This window comes from Micromonospora sediminicola (genome assembly GCF_900089585.1).
GTDB lineage: Bacteria > Actinomycetota > Actinomycetes > Mycobacteriales > Micromonosporaceae > Micromonospora > Micromonospora sediminicola.
Genome location: NZ_FLRH01000004.1, coordinates 153,425 through 175,688 on the forward strand (window position 1 = coordinate 153,425; position 22,264 = coordinate 175,688).

Below are 22,264 nucleotides of genomic sequence, written 5' to 3' on the forward strand. Positions count from 1 at the left end.
CCCGGTCGGGAACGCGGAACGGGCCGCCGGTCACCCGGCGGCCCGTCCGTGGGGTCTCGATCAGAAGACGCTCACGCCGTAGACGCTGAGCGCCTCGGTGACCGGCTGGAAGTAGGTGGTACCACCGGTGCGGCAGTTCCCGCTGCCGCCGGAGGTGAGGCCGAGCGCGGTGCTGCCCGAGAAGAGGGAGCCGCCGCTGTCGCCGGGCTCGGCGCAGACGTTGGTCCGGATCAGGCCGTAGACCGAACCCTCGGCGTAGTTGACCGTCGCGTTGGTGGCGTTGACCGAGCCGCTGCGCAGGCCGGTGGTGCTGCCGGAGCGCTGCACGCTCTGGCCCACGTAGGCGTTGCCGGCGCCGGTGATGTCGCGGTAGCTGCCGTTGTAGAGGTAGACGTTGCCGGCGGCGTTGCCCGAGTTGCTGTGCCGGACGATGCCGTAGTCGTTGCCCGGGAAGCTCGTCCCGGCGCGGGTGCCGAGCAGGCTGGTCTGCGAGGAGTTGCTGTACCAGCTCGACGAGATGTTGGTGCAGTGGCCCGCGGTGAGGAAGTAGTAGGTCGAGCCGCTGCGGACGTTGAACCCGAGCGAGCAGCGGCCCCCACCCCCGGCGTAGATGGCCTGGCCGCCGGAGATCCGGGTGCTGAGCGTGCCGGCCTCGGCCTCGATCCGGACCGCGCCGCCGGTGCGGGCGGCGGCGGCCTTGACCCGCGCCAGCTTGGCGCCGGTGACGGTGCTGTCGACGGAGACGACGACCTGGTTGGTCGCCGCGTCGGTCCACCAGGCGGTGCCCGGGATCTTGGCGGAGCGCTCCAGCTCGCTGGTGGCGGCCCTGAGCTGCTTGGCGCCGCGGGTGACCAGCTTCGGGGTGGCGCCGGCGGCGTGCACCTGGCGGGCGGCGGCGGCGTCGGTCACCGTGACGACCATCTTGCCGCTGGCGTCGCCGTACGCGCCGGCGGCCCGGTCGCCGAGCTTCTCGACGAGGGTCGCGGCGGCGTCCGGCGAGAGGGGCGAGGGCGCGGCCTGGGCGGGCGCGCCGAGCAGGGAGCCGGTGGCCAGGGTGCCGGCCAGGGCGACGGCGGCGGCGCGACGGAGCGTGGACCTCGTGGGTCGCATGTAACAACCTCCGAATGGGGGTGAACGGGCGCTGTCATGGGGAAGCGCCCGAGGACAACCCGGGCGACCTGGGGAAACCGTCCGGGCTGACCAAAGTATTCACATATTTAAGATCGTAAGCAAGACATGACTTTGCCCGGATTCGCACCGGACCCCGATGTAACGGCGCGGCAACAACATCGTCATGGAGTGTCAGAGCCGCTCAGGGCGGTCAGGCGCGACGGCGCGCCCCCGGGCCGGGGCGGGGCAGTACCTCCCGGGGATCGGTCACGTCGTGCCCGTCGGCGCACCGCAACGCGACCCGGACCTCGGCGCCGCAGTCGCGGTGCGCCACGGTCAGCGGCGCGCCCTCGGGGTCGGCCAGGTGGCGGTCACCCCAGCCGAGCACCGCGACCAGCACCGGCCACAGGTCCAGTCCCATCTCGGTGAGCCGGTACTCCTGCCGCGGCCGGCTGCCCGGCTCCCGGTACGGCTCCCGGCGCAGCACGCCCCGTTCCACCAGCATCGACAGGCGGTTGGTCAGCACCTGACGCGGGATGCCGGTGCGCACCCGCATGTCGTCGAAGCGGCGCACGCCGCTGAACACCTCGCGGAGCACGACCACGGTCCACCGCTCGCCGAGGATCTCCATGGCGCGCGCGATGGTGCAGTTCTCCACCGACCAGTCCAGTGCCGCGGGTCTCATGTCGACCAGGCTAGGTCTGATTGACAGACTCAGCAACGCGCTGCGACGCTGGGTCCATGACACAGACGCAGGAGCGCAGCCGTACGTTCACCTGGTCCGACCCGGTCGCCGGGGCCGCCCACGTCGGCCGGCGCGGCGGCCTGGAGCTGCTGCGCGCGATGATCGCCGGCGAGCTGGCCGCGCCGCCGGTCATGCACCTCATCGACATGGCCCGGATGGAGGCCGACGAGGGCCGGGTCGTGGTCGAGCTGCTGCCGCAGGAGTTCCACTACAACCCGCTCGGCACCGTGCACGGCGGGGTCCTCTCCACGCTGCTGGACACCGCCGCCGGCTGTGCCGTGCACACCACGCTGCCGGCCGGCGTCGGCTACACCTCGCTCGACCTCAACGTGAAGTTCCTGCGCCCGGTCACCGTGGACAGCGGCACGCTGCGCTGCGAGGGCACCGTGCTGCAACGCGGTCGCCGCACCGCCCTGGCCGAGGCCCGCCTGACGGACCCCGCCGACCGCCTCGTCGCCCACGCCACCTCCACCTGCCTCCTCTTCCCCCTCGACCAGCCCGCCTGACCCGCCCCGCCCCGCCCCGCGATCTTGCACTTTCGGCCCACGGAACGCCTGATCCACGGCTTTTGCCCGGGCAGCAACTGCAAGATCGCCGAGGGGTGAGGGTGAGGGATGGGTGGGGTGGGGTGGGGTGGGGTGGGGTGGGGTGGGGTGGGGTGGTCAGCGGGGGGTGGTGAGGCGGGAGGCGCGGGCGGCGCGGCGCTCCTCGAAGCGGGACGCCTGGGTCTCCAGGGTGTCCAGGTGGGCGGCGATCTGGTCGCGGGCGGTCTCGCCGTCGGCGTCCAGGCCGGTGACGTCGAACAGGTTCCACTGGCGCAGCACCGGCACCACCACCTCGTCCCGGTGCTGCCGCAGGTCGTAGATGCCGGCCAGCGCGATCGCCACCGACTTGCGGGCGAAGCCGTCGATGCCGACCCCGGGCATCTGGAAGTCGGCCAGCACGTCGGCCACCGCCCGCATGGCCTGGCTCGGCGCCAGCTCGAACGCGGCGCCGAGCAGATTGCGGTAGAAGACCATGTGCAGGTTCTCGTCCGCCGCCACCCGGGCCAGCAGCGCCTCGCAGGCGGGGTCGCCGGTGGCCCGGCCGGTGTTGCGGTGCGAGATGCGGGTGGCGAGTTCCTGGAACGACACGTATGCCAGCGAGTGCAGCACCTCGTCGTCGTGGGTGTTGCGGTAGCCGGCGGACATGTGCACCATCCGCGCCCGCTCCAGCGCCACCGGGTCCACCGCCCGGGTCACCGTGAGGTAGTCCCGGATGGCGGTGCCGTGCCGCCCCTCCTCGGCGGTCCACCGGTGCACCCAGGTGCCCCACGCGCCGTCGCGCCCGAAGAGCGTGGCGATCTCGTGGTGGTAGGAGGGCAGGTTGTCCTCGGTGAGCAGGTTGACGATCAGCGCGGTGCGGGCCACCTCGGACATCGTCGAGTCGGCCTCCGACCAGGGCTCCCCGCCGAGCGGGCCGTCGAAGGTGCGCCCGTCGCTCCACGGCACGTACTCGTGCGGGAACCATTCCTTGGCCAGCGACAGGTGGCGGTCGAGGTTCTTCTCGACCACCGGCTCCAGTTCGGTGAGCAGGGCGGTCTGGCTGAGCACGGACACGACGTTCTCCCTACGGTGGCGTAACTTACGCCACCGTAGGTCCAAACGTCCTCAGGCGCCAGTGCCGGCCGGACCGACCAGCGGTTTGAGGTCCGCCCGGGGCGGCGTCCACTCGCCCGCCGCCGCGGCCACCTGCTCGCCGGAACGGATGTCCTTCACCTCGTCGCCGTCCGCGCCGGGGAACCAGACGTACGGGATGCCCCGCCGCTCGGCGTACCGGATCTGCTTGCCGAACTTCGCCGCGGACGGCGACACCTCGGTGGGCACGCCCCGGGACCGCAGCGCCGCCGCGACCGCGTCGCTGGCCGCCCGATCCTCCTCGGCGGTGACCGCGACCAGCACGCACGTCGGCACCGAGCGGGACACCGACAGCGCCTCGGCGCCGAAGAGCAGGCCGAGCATCCGGGTCACCCCGATCGAGATGCCCACCCCGGGGAACCGCACACTGCCCGCACTGGCCAGGTTGTCGTAGCGGCCGCCGGAGCAGATCGAGCCGAACCGCTCGTAGCCGATCATCTGCGTCTCGTAGACCGTGCCGGTGTAGTAGTCCAGGCCCCGGGCGATGCGCAGGTCGGCGACGCAGAGGCCGGGCGCGTGCGCGGCGGCGGTCTCCACCACCGCGGTCAACTCCGCGATGCCCTCGTCGAGCAGGGGATCGCTCACCCCGAGGGCGCGGACCGCGTCGGCGAACGAGGCGTCCGGCGCGGAGATCTCGGCGAGCGCGAGGCACGCCTTGGCCTGGGCCTCGCTCGCCCCGGCGGTCTCGGCCAGCAGATCGGCCACCTTCGCCGGGCCGAGCTTGTCGAGCTTGTCCACGGCGCGCAGCGTCGCCTCCGGGTCGGTCAGCCCGATGCCCCGGTAGAAGCCCTCGCAGATCTTGCGGTTGTTGACCTGGATCCGCACCGGCGGGATGGGCAGCGACCGCAGCGCGTCACCGATCACCAGTGGCATCTCGGCCTCGTAGTGCGCCGGCAGTGTGTCCCGGTCGACGATGTCGATGTCGGCCTGGAGGAACTCCCGGTAGCGGCCCTCCTGCGGCCGCTCCCCCCGCCACACCTTCTGGATCTGGTAGCGCCGGAACGGGAACTGCAGCTTGCCGGCGTTCTCCAGCACGTAGCGGGCGAACGGCACGGTCAGGTCGAAGTGCAGGCCGAGCGCGTCGTCGCCGGCCGGCCCGTCGGCGTCGGCCTGCAACCGGCGCAGCAGGTAGACCTCCTTGGAGGTCTCCCCCTTGCGCAGGAGCTGGTCGAGTGGCTCCACCGAGCGGGTCTCCAGCGGCGCGAAGCCGTACAGCTCGAACGTGGCGCGGATCCGGTCGAGCACGAACTGCTCGATCATCCGCTGGGCCGGCGTCCACTCGGGGAAGCCGGAGATGGGCGTGGGCTTGCTCATGACGTACTCCTTGGAAACCCGCGCGGGGCGCGGGTGCGGTCTAGAGGCCTCGGGTGGGCGCGGCCGGGCGCGCGGACCCCGCCACCTCGACGAGGTAGGGGTTGGTCGCGCGCTCGCGGCCGATGGTGGTCGCGGGACCGTGGCCGGGCAGGACGACGGTGTCGTCGGCCAGCGGGAGGACCTTCTCCCGGAGGCTGGCCAGCATGCGGGGCATGCTGCCGCCCGGCAGGTCGGTGCGCCCGATCGAGCCGGCGAAGAGCACGTCACCGGAGAGGCAGATCTCGTCGGCCTCCCAGGGCGAGCCGGCGCCGGGCATCCGGAACAGCACCGACCCGCCGGTATGGCCGGGGGCGTGGTCGACGGTGATCTCCAACCCGGCCAGCGACAGGGTCGCGCCGTCGGTCAGCTCGGCCACGTCGTCGGGCTCGGCGTAGGGCAGGCGACCGCCGAAGAGCGCGGTGAGGTCCATCGAGAGCGCCTTGGACGGGTCGGCCAGCAGCTCCCGGTCCTCCGGGTGGACGTAGGCGGCGATGCCGCGCGCCCCGCAGACCGGCGCGACCGAGAAGGTGTGGTCCAGGTGCCCGTGGGTGAGCAGCACGGCGGCCGGGTGCAGGCGGTGCTCGGCGAGCACCTCGTCGAGCCGGTCGAGCACCCCGATGCCGGGATCGACCACCACGCACTGCTCCCCCGGAGCGGTCGCCACCACATAGCAGTTGGTGCCGAAGGCGTCCGCGGGAAAGCCGGCCACGAGCACGTCCGTCCCCTTTCCGTCCGGTCGTCGTCCTCGCCCAGCAGCCTAGTCGCACCGGCGAGCGGGTTTCGCCCGCCACCGGACCCGCCTGCCCCAACAGTCCCAGTGACACCTTCCGATAAACGCAGGCGGGACCTCGTACACCACATTCACAGTCGGTACCCGTACACTCTGGCGGGCGTGTGGCGTGGCGCACCCCGACCGGGACGGCGGGCGGCGTCGGCGACGCCGGCAGATCAGGCAGAGGAAGGGGAGCACCGGTGGCTTCCAGTAGGGACCGGCAGCGCAAACTGGCGCGGGCCAAGCTCGACCGGCAGCTCGCCCGGCGGGCCGCGGTCGCGAAGCGCCGCCGGCAGATCCAGGCCGGCGTCGGCGCCGCGGTGGTGCTCGCGCTGATCGTGGCCGGCTCGGCCTGGGCGCTCGGCGCGTTCGACTCCGATCCGGAGAAGCCGACCGCCGAGGACGTCTGCCTCTGGACCCCGCAGGACGGCGCGGCGAACACCAACCTCAAGGACGTCGGCACGCCCGCCACCAAGGACCTGCCCACCGAGGGCACGCGGTCGATGACGATCACCACCAACCAGGGTGGGCCGATCACCGTCGGCCTGGACCTGGCCGACGCCCCGTGCGGCGCGGCGAGCCTCGCCCACCTGGCCAGCCGGTCGTTCTACAACGGCACCAACTGCCACGAGATCACCACCGAGGGCGCGCTGCGCTGCGGCGACCCGAGCGGCACCGGGATCGGCGGCCCGACCTACTCGTTCTACAACGAGAACGTCCCCTCCGCGCCGGAGCCCAGCCCGTCGGCCTCGCCGGCGCCGGGGCAGCCGCCCGCGTACCCGAAGGGCACGGTCGCCATGATCGGCAACCCGCCCGGCACCAACGGCAGCCAGTTCCTGATCTTCTTCAAGGACTTCAACCCGGCCAAGCCGGACTACAGCGTGGTCGGCAGGGTCACCGGCGGCCTCGACGTGGTGGAGAAGATCGGCGCGCTCCCGACCGTGGACAATGGCAGCGGCGCGAAGGTCAAGCCGAAGACGGACGTGGTGATCCAGAGCCTCACCGTCGGCGACCCGAACGCCGCGCCGGCCGCGTCCAGCGCGCCGGCGAGCAGCCCCAGCGCCGGTTGAGCCGACGCTGACCCACCCATGACTCGACGGCGCGCGGCGCCGTCCCCCGATACCCAGCAGGTGAGGAGAGACCGTGACGTCCACGAGAGACCGCCAGCGCGCGGCGGCGCGGGCCCGGCTCGAACGGGAGATGGCCGAGCGGGCCGGTAAGGCCCGCAAGCGCCGGCAGACGCAGGCGATCGTCGGCGCCGCGGCCGTGCTGGTGCTCGTCGTGGCCGGCACCGTCTGGCTCGCCACCTCGCTCGGCGACGATGACGACGACAAGCAGGGCGGCACCGCCGCCGGCTTCGTCCAGTGCGCCTACACCGAGGTGCCGAAGGAGGGCCGGCCGGCGCAGATCAAGGACGTCGGGCTGCCGCCGGCGGAGCAGGCGGCCAAGGGCAGCCAGACGATGACGATCGACACGAACCTGGGCCCGATCACCGCCAAGCTGGACCGCGCCAAGGTGCCCTGCACCGCGGGCAGCTTCACCCACCTGGCCAGCAAGGGCTTCTTCGACAACACCAAGTGCCACCGCCTGGTGACCCAGGGCATCCAGGTGCTCCAGTGCGGCGACCCGAGCGCGACGGGCAAGGGCTGGCGGGACACCGACGGCACCGGCGGGCCGGGCTACAACCTGGCCGAGGAGAACCTCCCCACCGACAAGCGCCCGCCGTACCCGCAGGGCGTGATCGCGATGGCCAACTCCGGCCAGCCGGGCAGCACCGGCAGCCAGTTCTTCATCGTGTACGGCGACTCGCAGCTCGACCCGAACTACACGGTGCTGGGCACGATCACCGGCGGGATGGACGTGGTGAAGCAGGTCGCGGCGGCCGGCGACGACGGCGCGTTCGCCCAGCAGGCCGGCGGCGGTCACCCGAAGAAGGAGCTCGTGATGACGAAGGTGAGCCTGAGCCCGATCCAGGGCTGAGCACCCGCGCGACGACGAAGCGCCCGCCGGCTGGGATCAGCCGGCGGGCGCTTCCGCGTGCGGGGTGGGCGGCTCAGGCCCCCGAGGTGACCCGGTACGCGTCGAAGACGCCGTCGACCTTGCGCACCGCGGCGAGCAGGTGCCCGAGGTGCTTCGGGTCGGCCATCTCGAAGCTGAACCGGCTGACCGCCACCCGGTCCCGGGTGGTGGTGACGGTGGCGGAGAGGATGTTCACCCGCTCCTCGGAGAGCACCCGGGTGACGTCGGCGAGCAGCTTGTGCCGGTCCAGCGCCTCCACCTGGATGGCGACCAGGAACGTGGAGGCGGAGGTGAGCTTCCAGCTCACCTCGACCACCCGCTCGGGCTGGGCGCGCAGGTCCTCGGCGTTGGCGCAGTCGTCGCGGTGCACGCTGACCCCGCCGGAGCGGGTGACGAAGCCGAACACCGAGTCCGGCGGAACCGGTGTGCAGCACCGGGCCAGCTTGATCCAGACGTCGCTGACGCCGCGGACCACCACGCCCGGGTCGGCGCTGCTCTGCCGGCTGCGCGGCGGCCGGGTGGCGACGGCGGTCTCGGCGATGTCCTCCGCCGCGCCTTCCTCGCCGCCGTAGGAGGCCATCAGCTTCTGCACCACCGACTGCGCGGAGACCTGGCTGTCGCCGACCGCCGCGTAGAGCGAGGCCACGTCGGCCAGGTGCAGGTCCCGGGCGATCGCCATCAACGCGTCCGAGGTGAGCATCCGCTGCAACGGCATGCCCTGCTTGCGCATCGCCTTGACGATCGCGTCCTTGCCGGCCTCGATCGCCTCCTCGCGCCGCTCCTTGTTGAAGTACTGGCGGATCTTGGTGCGGGCGCGCGGGCTCTTGACGAAGCCCAGCCAGTCCTGCGTCGGGCCGGCCGTGTCGGACTTCGACGTGAAGATCTCGATCACGTCGCCGTTGGACAGCGTCGACTCCAGCGGCACCAGCTTGCCGTTGACCCGCGCCCCGATGCACTTGTGCCCGACCTCGGTGTGCACCGCGTACGCGAAGTCGACAGGCGTCGACCCGGTCGGCAGCGGGATGACGTCACCCTTGGGGGTGAAGACGTACACCTCCTGGCTGGACAGGTCGAAGCGCAGCGCGTCCAGGAACTCGCTCGGGTCGGCGGCCTCGCGCTGCCAGTCCAGCAGCTGCCGCAGCCAGGTCATCTCGTCGATGTGCGCCGGCGGGCCCACCACCGGGGTGCCCTTGTGCTCCTTGTACTTCCAGTGCGCGGCGATGCCGAACTCGGCGGTGCGGTGCATCGCGTAGGTGCGGATCTGCATCTCCACCGGCTTGCCGGTGGGACCGATGACCGTCGTGTGCAACGACTGGTACATGTTGAACTTGGGCATGGCGATGTAGTCCTTGAACCGGCCCGGCACCGGCTGCCAGTTGGCGTGGATGACCCCCAGCGCCGCGTAGCAGTCGCGCACCGTGTCGACCAGGATCCGCACACCCACCAGGTCGTAGATGTCGTTGAAGTCGCGCCCCCGCACGATCATCTTCTGGTAGATCGAGTAGAGGTGCTTCGGCCGGCCGGTGGTCTCCGCCTTGATCTTGGCGGCCTTCAGGTCGGTCGACACCTTCTGGGTCACCTGGCGCAGCAGCGCCTCGCGCTGCGGCTGGTGCTCCCCGATCAGCCGGTTGATCTCCTCGAACCGCTTCGGGAACAGCGTGCCGAAGGCCAGATCCTCCAGCTCCCACTTGATCGTGTTCATACCGAGGCGGTGCGCCAGCGGGGCGAGGATCTCCAGCGTCTCCTTGGCCTTCTGCTCCTGCTTGGGGCGGGGCAGGAAGGTCAGCGTCCGCATGTTGTGCAGCCGGTCGGCCAGCTTGATCACCAGGACCCGCGGGTCCTTCGCCATGGCCACGACCATCTTGCGGATCGTCTCCGCCTTGGCCGCGTCGCCCAGCTTGACCTTGTCGAGCTTGGTGACGCCGTCGACCAGCAGCGCGACCTCACCGCCGAAGTCGGCCCGCATCGCGTCGAGCGTGTATTCGGTGTCCTCGATCGTGTCGTGCAGCAACGCCGCGACCAGCGTCGTGGTGTCCATGCCCAGGTTGGCCAGGATGGTCGCCACGGCGAGCGGGTGGGTGATGTACGGGTCGCCGGACTTGCGGTACTGACCCGAGTGCCAGCGCGCGGCCGTGTCGAAGGCGCGCTGCAGCAGCCGGGCGTCGGCCTTGGGGTGGGCGTCCCGGTGGGTGGAGATCAGCGGCTCCAGCACCTCGCTGACCTGCGAAGTCTGCCAGGGCGCGTTGAACCGGGCCAGCCGGGCGCGTACCCGACGGCCGGTCGGCGCGTTGGAGAGGGCGAACCCGCCGCTGGTCGAGGGGTCGTCGGTCGGGAACGGCACCACGACCGCGCCGCCGTCGGCCGTCGCGTCGGGCACGCCCCCGGTGGCGCCGGTCGCCCGGGCCGGAGGGTTGCCGCTGCGCTCGGTCACCGAGCCGTCCGCGTCGCCTGTCGGGTGCACCGTGCCCTCCACCGGAGGGACGACATCGTGGGACACCGGCCTCCTCACCGCTCGCCGGGGATGCGTCGGCCGTGCGGCCGACGTCTGGTTCAACCGACCCGGGGGTCGGTGTTGTTCCGCGCCGGTCACCGGGGCCGGGCCCCGGCGGCTCGCCGCCCCGGACGGTCGCCCGCCCGGTCAGGCAAAGGGCAATGCTACCCGTACGCAGGGTACGCCGCCGCTCCGCCGGACGGTCCGAGCCGGTCGCGCCGACCGGCCGGCGGGTCAAACGGTCAACAGGGCATGGACCGGACGCGGGGCGAGCCGTTCGCGGCCCTTGAGGAAGCCCAGCTCCAGCAGGACGGTGAAACCGGAGACCGTGCCGCCGGCCCGCTCGACCAGGTCGAGGGTGGCCTCGGCGGTGCCGCCGGTGGCCAGCACGTCGTCGAGCACCAGCACCCGGTGCCCGGCGGTGAACGCGTCCTGGTGCACCTCCAGCGTCGCCTCGCCGTACTCCAGCGCGTAGGAGGCGGAGTGGGTCGCGCGGGGCAGCTTGCCGGCCTTGCGCACCGGCACCACACCGACCCCGGTGGCGTACGCGACGGCCGCCGCCAGCACGAACCCGCGCGCCTCGATCCCGGCGACGGTGTCGAACGAGTCCGGCCCGTGGTAGGCGATGATCCCGTCGATCACCTCGCGGAACGCGACGCCGTCGGCGAAGAGCGGCATCAGGTCCTTGAACATGACCCCCGGCTTGGGGAAGTCCGGCACGTCGAGCAGCCGGCTCGCGACCAGCTGGGCGACCTCCGGGCCGCTGTCTCCCCGTACGCCGGCGGTGTGGGTCTCCGTCACGGTGCGTCCCATGTCCTCTCGAAACGACGACGGCGTCCGTCATGCCGTGACACCAGCATGACGGACGCCGTCCGGTCGATTCCGTCCGGGTCAGCGGCGCTTCGCGCCACCGGGCCGGTTGCCCCCGCCGCCGGCGGGGCGACCGCCCCGGGCGCCGCTGGGACGCTTGCCGGCCGGCCGGGCGCCGACCTTGGGCGCGGCGCCGGCCAGCGCCGCCGCGTCCGGGTCGATCGGCTCGTCGCCGACCGGCGCGGCGCGCGGCGCGCCCTTCGGGGTGATCTCGCCCCGGGCGAGCGCCCCCCGGCGGGCGAGCACCCGCTTGTTGTGGGCGCTGATCCGCGGGTCCTGGTTCTTCAGCAGCACCAGCAGCGGGGTGGCCAGCAGGATCGAGGTCAGGAACGCCACCGCCATACCGACGAAGAGCACCAGGCCCAGGTCCTTCAGCGTGCCCGCGCCGAGCAGGCCGGCGCCGATGAAGAGCAGACCGCCGACCGGCAGCAACGCGACGACCGAGGTGTTCAGCGAGCGCATGAGGCTCTGGTTGAGCGCCAGGTTGGACGCCTCGCCGTAGGTGAGGTTGTTGTTCGCGGTGATGCCCCGCGTGTTCTCCTGCACCTTGTCGAAGACCACCACCACGTCGTAGAGCGCGAAGCCCAGGATGGTGAGGAAGCCGATGATCGTCGACGGGGTGACCTCGAAGCCGACCAGCGAGTAGATGCCGGCGGTGAGGACCAGGTTGGTCAGCAGCGAGGCGATCGCGGCGACCGCCATCCGCCACTCGAAGCGCAGCACCAGGTAGATCGACACCACCGCGATGAAGATCAGCAGGCCGAGCAGCGCCCGCGAGGTGACCTGGCTGCCCCACGCCTCGGAGACCTGGCTGCCGCTGATCTGGTCGGCCTGGATCCCGAACTCCTCCGCCATCGCGGCCTTGGCCGCGTTGGCCTGGTCCTGGCTGAGCTGCCCGGTGCGCATCTCGTAGGTCTCGCCGCCAGCGCCGCCGACCTTCTGCGCGGTGACCACCTCGACGCCGGGCGCCTCCTTGGCCAGCACGTCGTCGACGGTGCGTTCGGCCTGGTCGAGCGTGCCCACGCTGGCCGGCACCTGGAACGAGTTGCCGCCGGCGAACTCGATGCCGAGGCTGAAGCCCCGGATCGCGAAGCTGAGCACGGCGATCAGCACCAGCGCGCCGGCGACGGCGAACCACACCTTGCGCTTGCCGACGATGTTGAGATCGGCCTCGCCCCGGTAGAGCCGGGCGGCCAGACCACTCTTCGCCATCTCAGGCCTCCTTGACACGCGGGTTGCGGGCGGCGCCCGACTCGGCCGACCGGGCCGGCAGCGCCCGACCCAGACCGCTGACCCGCGGGGACAGGAACGCCCGGGTACGGGCGAACATCGTCATGATCGGGTGGCGGAAGAGGAACACGACGACCAGGTCCAGCACGGTCGCCAGGCCGAGCGCGAAGGCGAAGCCCTTCACCGCGCCGACCGACACGATGTAGAGCACGACCGCCGACATCAGAGTGATCGCGTTGGCCGAGATGATCGTCCGGCGGGCCCGGATCCACGCGCGCGGGACCGCGCTGCGCGGGCTGCGGCCCTCGCGGATCTCGTCCTTGAGTCGTTCGAAGTAGATGACGAACGAGTCCGCCGCCACACCGAGCGAGACGATCATGCCGGCGATGCCGGCGAGCGTCAGCGTGAAGCCGATCGACCGGCCGAGCACCACCAGCGCGCCGAAGACCAGCAGCGCGGAGAGCACCAGGCTGAGGAAGATGACCGAGCCGAGCAGCCGGTAGTAGAAGAACGAGTAGATGATGACCAGCAGCATGCCGATGCCGGCCGCCAGCAGACCCGCCTTGAGGTGGCTGTCACCGAGCGTCGCGGTGACGTTCTGGCTCTCCTGCGGCTCGAACGTCACCGGCAGCGCGCCGTAGCGGAGCTGGCTGGCCAGCGCGTTCGCCGACTTGTTGTCGAAGCTGCCGGTGATCTGCGAGTCACCGGTGAGCACGCCCTGGATCTCCGGCGAGGAGACGATCCGGTTGTCCAGCACCACGGCGACCCGGCACTTGCCGTCCTGGCCGAGCGCGGTCTGGTCGCAGGCCTGACCCTCGTTGTTGAACGACTCGCGGGTCAGCGCGGTCCACTTCTCCTGGCCGCTGCCGGTGAAGTTGAGGCTGACCACCCACTGGCTGGTCTGGTCGAGCTGGGCGGAGGCGTTCTTGACGTCGGTGCCCTCGACCTTGGCCACGTCGAGCAGGTTCTTCGCGCCGGCCTCGCAGGCCACCGCCGTCTGCTTCGGGTCGTTGATCGAGCCGGCCGGCCGCTTGTCGAGCTGGGCGCAGGTGATCGAGGGGACGTTGAACTGCATGTCCGCCGGCAGCACCGCGATCTCCTGCGGGGAGAGCGTGCCGAACGGCTTGAGCTTGTCGGCCAGCGACGGGTCGGTCGCGAGGTCGGCCGGGGCCTTCAGGCCGGAGGCGGCGCCCCAGGCGGCCGCGCCCACCTTCTGCTCGACGGCCTTGCGCTGCTGCTCGATGCTCTGCGGCACCGGGGCGGCGCTGGCGCTCGGGCTCGGCGCGGCGGCGCTCGGCGACGCCGACGGAGTCGGCGTCGCGCTCGGCGCGGGGGCCATGCCGCCCTGCCCGCCGGCGCTCGGCGAGGCGGTCGCCTTGGCGCTCGTGCTCGCCTTCGGCGAGGCGCTGCCGGACGGCTTCGCCGACGCGCTGCCCGACGGCTTGGGGCTGGCACTGCCGGACGGGGCCGGGCTGGCGCTCGGGCTCGGCGGCGGGGCGAGGGCCGCGCCGCTGCCGTCGGTGGCCTTGAGCACCTTGCGGAAGCGCAGCTCGGCGGCCTCACCGACGTCGGTCAGGTCGCGGTTCTGGCCGGGCAGGGAGATGACGATGTTGCGGTTGCCCTCGGTGACCACCTCGGCCTCGGCCACGCCGTAGGCGTTGACCCGGCTCTCGATGATCTGGCGCGCCTCTTCGAGGTTGTCGGCGGTCGGCGGCTTGCCGTCCACCGTGTTGGTGGCCTCGAGCGTCATCCGGGTGCCGCCGATGAGGTCCAGGCCGAGCCGGGGCTCCAGCCGGTCCTTCCAGCCACCGCTGGCGCCGCCCGAGAAGAACACCAAAAGATAGAGGACGACGAAGATGAACCCGAGCACGGCGAGCTGCCGTCCGGGGCGCATCTGTCCCTGAGGTGGTGCCACGGCTGTCCTGTCTCCCTGTACGGTCGCGCCGCTTCCGCGGCGGCGACAACTGTCGGGCCGGGGGTGTCCGCCCGACTGCTCCGGCTGGTCGGCCCCGGCGGACGGCACGCCGACCCGGACGCGACGCGGGGGCGCCGCGCGGGCCTGCCCGCGTGCCGGCGTCCGACGCCGACCCAACTATCCACTTGTGCGGGTGTCCCCGCTGCCCCGTCCGGGGCGGGCGGTCACTCCTTGACCGGCTCGGCTTCCTCGCTGATCGTCTCGGCCGCCGGCGCCTCGGCCCGCTTGATCACCCGGGCGACGGCCGGGCGCGCGTAGCGGGTCTGCACGCCGGGAGCGACCTCCAGCAGGACGGTGTCGTCCTCGACCACGGTGACCGTGCCGTGCAGGCCGCCGATGGTGACCACCTCGTCGCCCGGGGAGAGGGCGGACTGCATCTGCTCGGCCTCACGGCGGCGCTTCTGCTGCGGACGGATCATCATGAAGTACATGACGACGAAGAGCAGAGCGATCATGAGGATCGGCGTCAGACCGCCGGCTCCCCCGCCACTCGCTGCTGCGTAAAGCACGGTGTCGACCTTCCGGTTGGCCCCCGCCGGCCCCGGAGGGCACCGCAGCGGAGGCGGATTCTCACGTCCTGTACAGACCGCGGCGAAGTCTAGTCCCTGCTCCTGAGAACACCGAATGCGGCACAGATCACGTTCGGATCACGGCTGATCGGTCTGGACCGAGAACAGATCGGGCCCGGCCGGGGCGTCCGCGCCAAATGTACCATTCGGGGGCGTACGCCCCAGATGATGCCAGGCAGCCGCCGTCGCCACCCGACCCCGCGGGGTCCGGGCCAGCAGCCCCGCCCGGACCAGGAACGGCTCGCAGACCTCCTCGACCGTGTCCGGCTGCTCCCCCACGGCCACCGCCAGGGTGGAGAGCCCGACCGGGCCGCCCCGGAACGAGTCGACCAGCGCGGTGAGCACCGCCCGGTCCAGCCGGTCCAGGCCGAGCGCGTCCACGTCGTAGACGGTCAGCGCGGACCGCGCCGTCTCCACCGTCACCACGCCGTCGGCCCGCACCTCGGCGTAGTCGCGCACCCGGCGCAGCAGCCGGTTGGCGATCCGGGGTGTGCCCCGGGACCGGCCGGCGATCTCGGCCGCGCCGTCGGTGGTGATCGGCACGCCGAGGATCCGGGCGGAGCGGTGCAGCAGCGTCTCCAGGTCGGCCGGCGAGTAGAAGTCGAGGTGCGCGACGAAGCCGAACCGGTCCCGCATCGGGCCCGTCAGCAGACCCGAGCGGGTGGTGGCGCCGACCAGCGTGAACGGCTCCACATCGAGCGGGATGGCGGTGGCGCCGGGGCCCTTGCCGACCACCACGTCGACCCGGAAGTCCTCCATGGCGCTGTAGAGCAGCTCCTCGGCCGGCTTGGCGATCCGGTGGATCTCGTCGATGAAGAGCACGTCGCCCTCGGCCAGGCTGGTCAGGATCGCGGCCAGGTCACCGGAGCGCTCGATGGCCGGCCCGCTGGTCACCCGGATGCCCGCGCCCAGCTCCGCCGCGACGATGTTGGCCAGGGAGGTCTTCCCGAGGCCGGGCGGCCCCGACAGGAGAATGTGGTCCGGCGGGGAGCCGCGTCGCATCGCGCCCTGCAACAGCAGGTCGAGCTGGTCGCGCACCCGGTCCTGGGCGATGAACTCGGCGAGCCGCTTCGGCCGGACGCTGGCCTCGGCGTCCCGCTCCGCGTCGCTGACGTACGCCGAGACCAGGTTGTCGCCGGTCATCCGCGCGGGCCCGTCATCGGGTGCGGCCCAGCAGACGGATGGCCTGCTTGAGCAGGACCGGCACCGGCGGCGTCTCGCCGTCGACGGTCTCCGCCACCGCGGCCACCGCCTGGTCGGCCTGCGCGGCCGTCCAGCCGAGCCCGACCAGCGCCTGACGCACCTGCTCCGGCCAGGCGCCGACGGTCACCCCGGCCGCGCCGTCGGGGCCGACCGGCACCGGACCGACCCGGTCGCGCAGCTCCAGCACGAGCCGCTCGGCGCCCTTCTTGCCGATCCCGGGCACCCGGGTCAGCGCGGCGGTGTCGGCGTTGGCGATGGCCTTGCGGACCGCGTCCGGCGTGTGCACCGCGAGCACCGCCTGGGCCAGCCGGGGGCCCACGCCGCTGGCGGTCTGCAGCAACTCGAACAACTGCTTCGCGTCGTCGTCGGCGAAGCCGTAGAGGGTGAGCGAGTCCTCCCGGACCACCAGGCTGGTGGCCAGCCGGGCCGGCTGGCCGACCCGCAGGTCGGCGAGCGTGCCGGGGGCGCACTGCACGGCCAGGCCGATGCCGCCCACCTCCACCACCGCGTGGTCCGGACCGGTGGCGGTCACCGTGCCGCGAACGCTGGCGATCATCGTGCCCCTCCTCGTCGGGCCCGCTGGGCGGCGGCGGCCAGCTTGGACCGGGTGCCACCGCGCCAGACGTGACAGATGGCCAACGCCAGGGCGTCGGCGGCGTCGGCCGGGCGAGGCGGCTCGGCGAGCCGAAGCAACCTCGTGACCATGGCCGTCATCTGCGCCTTGTCGGCCTGACCGGAACCGGTCACCGCCGCCTTCACCTCGCTCGGCGTGTAGGTGGTCACCGGCAGCCCGGCCCGCGCGCCGGCGAGCACCGCGATGCCGCTGGCCTGGGCGGTGCCCATCACCGTGCGCACGTTGTGCTGGCTGAACACGCGCTCCACCGCGACCGCGTCCGGCCGGTGCTCGGCGACCAGGTCGGTGAGCGACCGGTCCAGGTGCAGCAGGCGCAGCGGCAGGTCGTCCTCGGGGTCGGTGTAGACCACGTAGTAGGCGACCAGCGTGCACGGGCGACCGGGGACGCCCTCGACCACGCCGACCCCGCACCGGGTCAGCCCCGGGTCGACGCCGAGCACGCGCACGCCGCCTCCTCCCCGAGCCGTCAGCAGTACGTGTGTTCGACACACCCTACTGGTGTGCTCCGACGACCGGACGCCCGGACACGCCGGGTGCGATCGGAGCACAACACACCACACACTGAAGCGGTCGAGTATGTGTCGCCGCCCCATGTGCCCGAGGCCACACGCCTCGTAACTTCTTGCGCCATGACGGCAGAACCCGTGGCGGTCCCCCACGTCGTACACGTCGACCTCTCCGGTCGCAACGCCCTGGTGACCGGTGGTGGCAGCGGCATCGGACGGGCCTGCGCCCTGCGCCTGGCGGCGGCCGGCGCCTCGGTGGTGGTGCTGGACCGCAACGTGGAGGCGGCGAAGGCGGTGGCGGCCGAGGCGGGCGGCCGGGCCGAGGGGGTCGACCTGGCCGACCCGGAGGCGGTGGACCGGCTCGACGTCGACGCCGACATCGTGGTGAACAACGCCGGCCTGCAGCACGTGGCGCCGGTGCAGGAGTTCCCGGTGGAGCGGTTCGAGTACATCCAGCGGGTGATGGTGGAGGCGCCGTTCCTGCTGATCCGCCGGGCGCTGCCCCGGATGTACGCCAACGGCTGGGGCCGGATCGTGAACATCTCCTCGGTGCACGGGCTGCGCGCGTCGCCGTACAAGGCGGCGTACGTGTCGGCGAAGCACGCGCTGGAGGGCCTGTCGAAGGTGGTGGCCCTGGAGGGCGCGGCGCACGGGGTGACGGCCAACTGCATCAACCCGGCGTACGTGCGGACCGCGCTGGTGGAGAGCCAGATCGCCGACCAGGCGGCCAGTCACGGCATCGGCGAGGACGAGGTGATCGAGAAGATCATGCTGGCCCGGGCGGCGATCAAGCGGCTGATCGAGCCGGAGGAGGTGGCCGAGCTGGTGGCGTACCTGTGCGCGCCGCCCGCCGCGTTCCTCACCGGCGCGTCGATCGCCCTCGACGGGGGCTGGACGGCGAACTAGTGGCGCCGCGCACAATGTCGGTCATGTCGTCGCCGGTCGAGTTCCTGGAGCTGCTGGCGCGCGAGGCCGCCGCGGTCGAGTTCGAGGGCCCGCTGGTCGCCGCGCGCGCCGCCGGCCTGCCCGCCGACCGCCTGGCCGAGCTGGAGCAGGCGAAGGTGGTGGCGCTGCGGGTGCGGGCGCTGCTGGAGCGCCGCCGCCGGCGGGAGACCGAGCTGTCCGGCCTGTACGACACCGCCAACGACCTGGCCGGCCTGCGCGACCTGGACGACGTGCTGCGGGCGATCGTGCACCGGGCGCGGATCCTGCTCGGCACCGACGTGGCCTACATGACGCTCAACGACGACGAGCGCGGCGACACCTACATGCGGGTCACCGACGGGTCGATCTCGGCCCGCTTCCAGCGGCTGCGGCTGGAGATGGGCGACGGTCTGGGCGGGCTGGTGGCGCAGACCGGCACCCCGTACGCCACCGCGAACTACCCGGAGGACGAGCGGTTCCGGCACACCGGGGAGATCGACGGCGGGGTGGGCGAGGAGGGCCTGGTGGCCATCCTCGGCGTGCCGCTGCGGCTCGGTTCCAGCGTGATCGGCGTGCTCTACGCGGCCAACCGCTCGGCCCGGCCGTTCGCCCGGGAGGAGGTGTCGCTGCTGGTCTCCCTGGCAGCGCACGCGGCGGTGGCGATCGACACCGCCCGGCTGCTGGCCGAGACCCGCGCGGCGCTGGAGGAGCTGTCGGCGGCGAACGGCACGATCCAGGCGCACAGCACGTCGGTGGAGCGCGCCGCGGCCGCGCACGACCGGATGACCGCGTTGGTCGTGCGGGGCGGCGGGATGGAGGACGTGGCCGCGGCGGTCACCGAGGTGCTCGGCGGGGCGCTGCTGGCGCTGGACGCGGAGGGCCGGCGGCTGGCCCGGGTCGGCGAGATCTCCGAGCCGGACCGGGCGGACATCGTGGAGGCGGTGGCCGCGTCGCGGACCGAGGGGCGCAGCGTGCGGCGCGGCCCGCTCTGGTACGCCGCGGTGGTGGCCGGCGCGGAGAACCTGGGCGCGTTGGTGCTGCGCCCGGACGACGAGCTGGTCGACGCCGACCAGCGGATCCTGGAGCGGGCGGCGCTGGTGACCGCGTTGCTGCTGCTGTTCCGCCGCACGGTGGCCGAGGCGGAGGGTCGGGTCCGGGGCGAGCTGCTCGACGACCTGATCGCCCGGCCGTTGCGGGACACCGACGCGTTGCGCAGCCGGGCCCGCCGGATCGGGGTCGACCTGGACGCGCCGCACGTGCTGGTGGCGGTCGGCGACGACGCGTTCGCCGAGACCGGCTCGGCCCGGCAGCGGGTGCTGTCGTGGGCCACCACGTACGCGTCGACCCGGGGTGGGCTGGCCGCGGCGCGCGACGGCCGGGTGGTGCTGATGCTGCCCGGCCAGGACGCCGGCGGGGCGGCCCGCGCGGTGGCCCGGGACCTGTCCCGGGTGACCGGCCGCCCGGTGACCGCCGGGGCGAGCGGGCCGTCGACCGGTCCGGCGTCGCTGGCGGTCACGTTCGCCGAGGCGGAGCGCTGCCTGACCGCGCTCGGCGCGCTGGGCCGGGCCGGGCAGGGGGCGAGCACCGCGGAGCTGGGTTTCGTCGGGCTGCTGCTGGGCGCGGTCGGCGACTCCGGCGACCGGGACGTGACCCGGTTCCTCACCGCGACCGTGGGGCCGGTGGTCGACTACGACGCCCGGCGCGGCACCGCGCTGGTGAAGACGCTGGAGGCGTACTTCGGGGTGGGCGGCAGCCTGGCCCGGGCGGCCGAGCAGCTGCACGTGCACGTGAACACGGTGACCCAACGGCTGGAGCGGGTCGGGCAGTTGCTCGGCGCGGACTGGCAGCGCCCGGAGCGGGCGCTGGAGGTGCAGCTCGCGTTGCGGCTGCACCGGTTGCGCACCCCGGCCGGCTGAGCCGGCCGGGTCAGCGGGGGCGCAGGCCGTCCAGGACCGCGTCGACGATCCGCTCGGGCAGGATCCGCTCGTCCCGGTCGGGGTGCCAGTGCAGCATCCGCTGGGTCAGCATCGGCGCGGTGAGCAACGCCATGGCCACCTCCACGTCGAGGTCGGCGCGCAGCTCCCCACTGTCCACGGCGCGCAGCAGCACCTCGCGCATGGCCTGGCGCCGGGGCTCGATGATCGCCTCGTAGGCCTGCCGGTGCGCGGAACTGCGGCTCACCTCGGGCACCAGACACGGCATGATCTTGCGGACCCGGGGGTCCACGTGCTGGCCCACGGCGCCGACCAGCAGGACCAGGTCGTCGCGGACCGAGCGGCCGCCGGTGCGGGGCGGGGCGCCCTTGAGCCGGCCCAGCGCGTCGAGCAGCAGCGCCTCCTTGCCCGGCCAGCGACGGTAGATGGTGGCCTTGCCGACGCCGGCGCGGGCCGCGATCGCCTCGATGGAGAGCGCCTCGACGGTGCTGCCCTCGGCCAGCAGGTCGAGGGTGGCCTCCACGATCGCCTCGTCCGCGCGGGTGCTCCGCGGTCGCCCGGGCGACCGCGGAGCATCCGCCGTGGAAGTCATGTCAGACATTGTCCACGAACCTACGCGGTCCCGGCCAACTCCCGCTCCGTGGCCGGGGCGGCGTCGGGGGCGACGACCGGCCGGCCCGGCATCCACCGCAGCACGATCACCATGCCGAGCGCCGCCACCAGCGCGGAGACGCCGGCCGCCCAGTGCATCGCCGAGACGAACGAGTCGTTGGCCGCGTCGATCAGTCGCGGCGCGGCCGGGCCGAGCCGGTCGGCGACCGCGTACGCCCCGGAGACCGACTCCCGGGCCGCGTCGCGGACCGGGGCGGGCAGGGCGGCGACCGCCGGGGCGACCTGGTCCCGGTAGACCGCGGAGAGCACCGAGCCGAGCACCGCCACGCCGAGCGCGCCGGCGACCTGGCGGATGGTGTTGCTGACCGCCGAGCCGACCCCGGCCTTCTCCCGGGGCAGCGCCGACATGATCGACTCGGTGGCCGGCGGCATGATGTTGGCCATGCCGGCGCCCTGGACGAAGCCCAGCGCCGAGAAGATCCAGATCGGCGTGTCCGCGTCGATGAAGACGAACGCGGCGAGCGCGATCGTGGTGAGCAGCAGCCCGACCGCGGCCACCGTCCGGCCGCCGTAGCGGCGGACCATGGCCGCGCTGCGCGGCGCGAAGATCAGCTGCGCGGCCGCGAACGGCAGGAACAGCAGGCCGCTCTCCAGCGGGCTGTAGCCGCGCACCAGCTGCAGGTAGAACGCGCCGAAGAACATCACGCCCATGGCGGCGAAGAAGACCAGGCCGACCAGGGCCACCGGGGCGGCGAACCGGGGCACCCGGAACAGCCGCACGTCCAGCGACGGGTGGTCGCTGCGCAGCTCGTGGGCCACGAACCAGCCGAGCACCGCCAGGCCGCCGACGACCGCCACCCAGACCTGCGGCCGGCCGAAGCCGTGCTCGCCGCCGTCGATGATGCCGTAGGTGAGGGCGACCAGGCCGACCACGGACAGGAGGACGCCGAGCAGGTCGACCCGGCCGGGCGAGGGATCGCGGGACTCGGGCACCAGCACCGCGACCAGCACCACGCCGAGCACCACCACCGGCACGTTGATCAGGAAGACCGAACCCCACCAGTAGTGCTCCAGGAGCGCGCCGCCGAGCACCGGGCCGATCGCCACGGCGAGGCCGACCGCGCCGGCCCAGACCCCGATCGCCTTGGCCCGCTCGCGGGGGTCGAACACGTTGGAGATGATCGAGAGCGTCACCGGCATGATGGCCGCGCCGCCGACGCCCATCAGCGCCCGGGCGGCGATCAGCTGCGCCGGGTCCTGCGCGTACGCCGACAGCAGCGAGGCGAGCCCGAACAGCGCCAGCCCGAAGATGAGGAAGCGGCGGCGGCCGAGCCGGTCGCCGAGCACGCCGAAGGTGAACAGCAGGCCGGCGAAGACGAGCGTGTAGGAGTTGATCGCCCACTCCAGCTCGCCCTGGCTGGCGCCGAGGCCGTGCACCGGGTCGGCGAGGGTGCGCAGCGCGACGTTGAGGATCGTGTTGTCGAGGACGACCACGAGGAGGCTGATCACCAGCACCCCGAGGATCGCCCACCTCCTCGGGTGTCCGGTGTTCTCGTGCGGTTCCATTCGGGTTCTCCCCCCGGCTCACCCGCGTCGGAATACGATACGGGGCAGACTCGTAACGCAGCCGAGCGTAGGTGA

20 protein-coding genes are annotated in these 22,264 nt (G+C 72.8%); 5 read left to right on the forward strand and 15 right to left on the reverse strand.

Annotated elements, in window-relative coordinates:
- Positions 1–60 precede the first annotated feature (60 nt).
- Together GA0070622_RS22110 and GA0070622_RS22115 are read right to left on the reverse strand one after the other, a co-directional pair.
- Entirely contained in the window at positions 61–1,110 is a 1,050-nt protein-coding gene (locus GA0070622_RS22110) for a S1 family peptidase (protein WP_091578102.1), read from the reverse strand.
- Positions 1,111–1,321: 211 nt separating this feature from the next.
- A complete protein-coding gene (locus GA0070622_RS22115; RefSeq protein ID WP_091578105.1) occupies positions 1,322–1,795 on the reverse strand; it encodes a winged helix-turn-helix transcriptional regulator in 474 nt (157 codons plus the stop codon).
- Between the two features lie 56 nt (positions 1,796–1,851).
- Between GA0070622_RS22115 and GA0070622_RS22120 the strand changes: the two genes are divergently transcribed.
- On the forward strand, positions 1,852–2,361 hold the full coding sequence (locus tag GA0070622_RS22120) for a PaaI family thioesterase (RefSeq protein WP_091578108.1): 510 nt from the start codon (positions 1,852–1,854) through the stop codon (positions 2,359–2,361).
- 156 nt (positions 2,362–2,517) lie between these two features.
- Here the strand turns inward: GA0070622_RS22120 and GA0070622_RS22125 are convergent, their stop codons facing one another.
- The 3 genes from GA0070622_RS22125 to GA0070622_RS22135 are packed head-to-tail and all read right to left on the reverse strand — an operon-like array spanning position 2,518 to position 5,599.
- Positions 2,518–3,453: an acyl-ACP desaturase gene (locus tag GA0070622_RS22125; protein ID WP_091578111.1), complete on the reverse strand. Its 936-nt coding sequence runs from the start codon at positions 3,451–3,453 to the stop codon at positions 2,518–2,520.
- Positions 3,454–3,504: 51 nt separating this feature from the next.
- The gene (hisS, locus tag GA0070622_RS22130) at positions 3,505–4,845 is read right to left on the reverse strand and encodes a histidine--tRNA ligase (protein ID WP_091578114.1); all 1,341 of its coding nucleotides are present in this window, start codon (positions 4,843–4,845) and stop codon (positions 3,505–3,507) included.
- Between the two features lie 40 nt (positions 4,846–4,885).
- A complete protein-coding gene (locus GA0070622_RS22135; RefSeq protein WP_091578116.1) occupies positions 4,886–5,599 on the reverse strand; it encodes an MBL fold metallo-hydrolase in 714 nt (237 codons plus the stop codon).
- Between the two features lie 257 nt (positions 5,600–5,856).
- Here GA0070622_RS22135 and GA0070622_RS22140 point away from each other — a divergent pair, with 257 nt between their 5' ends.
- Together GA0070622_RS22140 and GA0070622_RS22145 are read left to right on the forward strand one after the other, a co-directional pair.
- Positions 5,857–6,726, forward strand: coding sequence for a peptidylprolyl isomerase (locus tag GA0070622_RS22140; protein WP_091578119.1), 870 nt, complete (start codon positions 5,857–5,859; stop codon positions 6,724–6,726).
- 73 nt (positions 6,727–6,799) lie between these two features.
- Positions 6,800–7,636, forward strand: a complete 837-nt coding sequence (locus tag GA0070622_RS22145; RefSeq protein ID WP_091578121.1) for a peptidylprolyl isomerase — start codon at positions 6,800–6,802, stop codon at positions 7,634–7,636.
- 73 nt (positions 7,637–7,709) lie between these two features.
- Here GA0070622_RS22145 and GA0070622_RS22150 read toward each other — a convergent pair whose 3' ends face one another.
- The 8 genes from GA0070622_RS22150 to ruvC form a co-directional block, all read right to left on the reverse strand.
- Positions 7,710–10,148 carry a RelA/SpoT family protein gene (locus GA0070622_RS22150; RefSeq protein ID WP_172967999.1) on the reverse strand — a complete coding sequence of 813 codons (2,439 nt, stop codon included), beginning with the start codon at positions 10,146–10,148 and terminating at the stop codon, positions 7,710–7,712.
- A 252-nt stretch (positions 10,149–10,400) separates the two neighbouring features.
- Positions 10,401–10,967, reverse strand: a complete 567-nt coding sequence (locus GA0070622_RS22155) for an adenine phosphoribosyltransferase (protein WP_091583745.1) — start codon at positions 10,965–10,967, stop codon at positions 10,401–10,403.
- Between the two features lie 90 nt (positions 10,968–11,057).
- A complete protein-coding gene (secF, locus tag GA0070622_RS22160) occupies positions 11,058–12,248 on the reverse strand; it encodes a protein translocase subunit SecF (RefSeq protein WP_091578127.1) in 1,191 nt (396 codons plus the stop codon).
- Between the two features lies 1 nt (position 12,249).
- Entirely contained in the window at positions 12,250–14,181 is a 1,932-nt protein-coding gene (gene secD / locus GA0070622_RS22165) for a protein translocase subunit SecD (protein ID WP_176710562.1), read from the reverse strand.
- Positions 14,182–14,405: 224 nt separating this feature from the next.
- Positions 14,406–14,750 carry a preprotein translocase subunit YajC gene (yajC, locus tag GA0070622_RS22170; protein WP_091578132.1) on the reverse strand — a complete coding sequence of 115 codons (345 nt, stop codon included), beginning with the start codon at positions 14,748–14,750 and terminating at the stop codon, positions 14,406–14,408.
- 138 nt (positions 14,751–14,888) lie between these two features.
- Positions 14,889–15,953: a Holliday junction branch migration DNA helicase RuvB gene (ruvB, locus tag GA0070622_RS22175; RefSeq protein ID WP_091578134.1), complete on the reverse strand. Its 1,065-nt coding sequence runs from the start codon at positions 15,951–15,953 to the stop codon at positions 14,889–14,891.
- 13 nt (positions 15,954–15,966) lie between these two features.
- Positions 15,967–16,569, reverse strand: a complete 603-nt coding sequence (ruvA, locus tag GA0070622_RS22180) for a Holliday junction branch migration protein RuvA (protein WP_091578136.1) — start codon at positions 16,567–16,569, stop codon at positions 15,967–15,969.
- Entirely contained in the window at positions 16,566–17,093 is a 528-nt protein-coding gene (gene ruvC / locus GA0070622_RS22185) for a crossover junction endodeoxyribonuclease RuvC (protein WP_091578139.1), read from the reverse strand. Before ruvC ends, ruvA begins: the two co-directional genes overlap by 4 nt.
- Before the next feature lie 183 nt (positions 17,094–17,276).
- Here ruvC and GA0070622_RS22190 point away from each other — a divergent pair, with 183 nt between their 5' ends.
- Both GA0070622_RS22190 and GA0070622_RS22195 read left to right on the forward strand, forming a co-directional pair.
- Positions 17,277–18,059: a 3-hydroxybutyrate dehydrogenase gene (locus GA0070622_RS22190; protein ID WP_091578142.1), complete on the forward strand. Its 783-nt coding sequence runs from the start codon at positions 17,277–17,279 to the stop codon at positions 18,057–18,059.
- A 14-nt stretch (positions 18,060–18,073) separates the two neighbouring features.
- Positions 18,074–19,993, forward strand: a complete 1,920-nt coding sequence (locus tag GA0070622_RS22195; RefSeq protein ID WP_091578145.1) for a helix-turn-helix domain-containing protein — start codon at positions 18,074–18,076, stop codon at positions 19,991–19,993.
- 10 nt (positions 19,994–20,003) lie between these two features.
- On the opposite strand, the gene GA0070622_RS22200 is transcribed toward GA0070622_RS22195, so the two are convergent.
- Both GA0070622_RS22200 and GA0070622_RS22205 read right to left on the reverse strand, forming a co-directional pair.
- A complete protein-coding gene (locus GA0070622_RS22200; RefSeq protein WP_091578147.1) occupies positions 20,004–20,612 on the reverse strand; it encodes a TetR/AcrR family transcriptional regulator in 609 nt (202 codons plus the stop codon).
- Between the two features lie 11 nt (positions 20,613–20,623).
- Positions 20,624–22,189: an MFS transporter gene (locus GA0070622_RS22205; RefSeq protein ID WP_091578150.1), complete on the reverse strand. Its 1,566-nt coding sequence runs from the start codon at positions 22,187–22,189 to the stop codon at positions 20,624–20,626.
- Positions 22,190–22,264 lie beyond the last annotated feature (75 nt).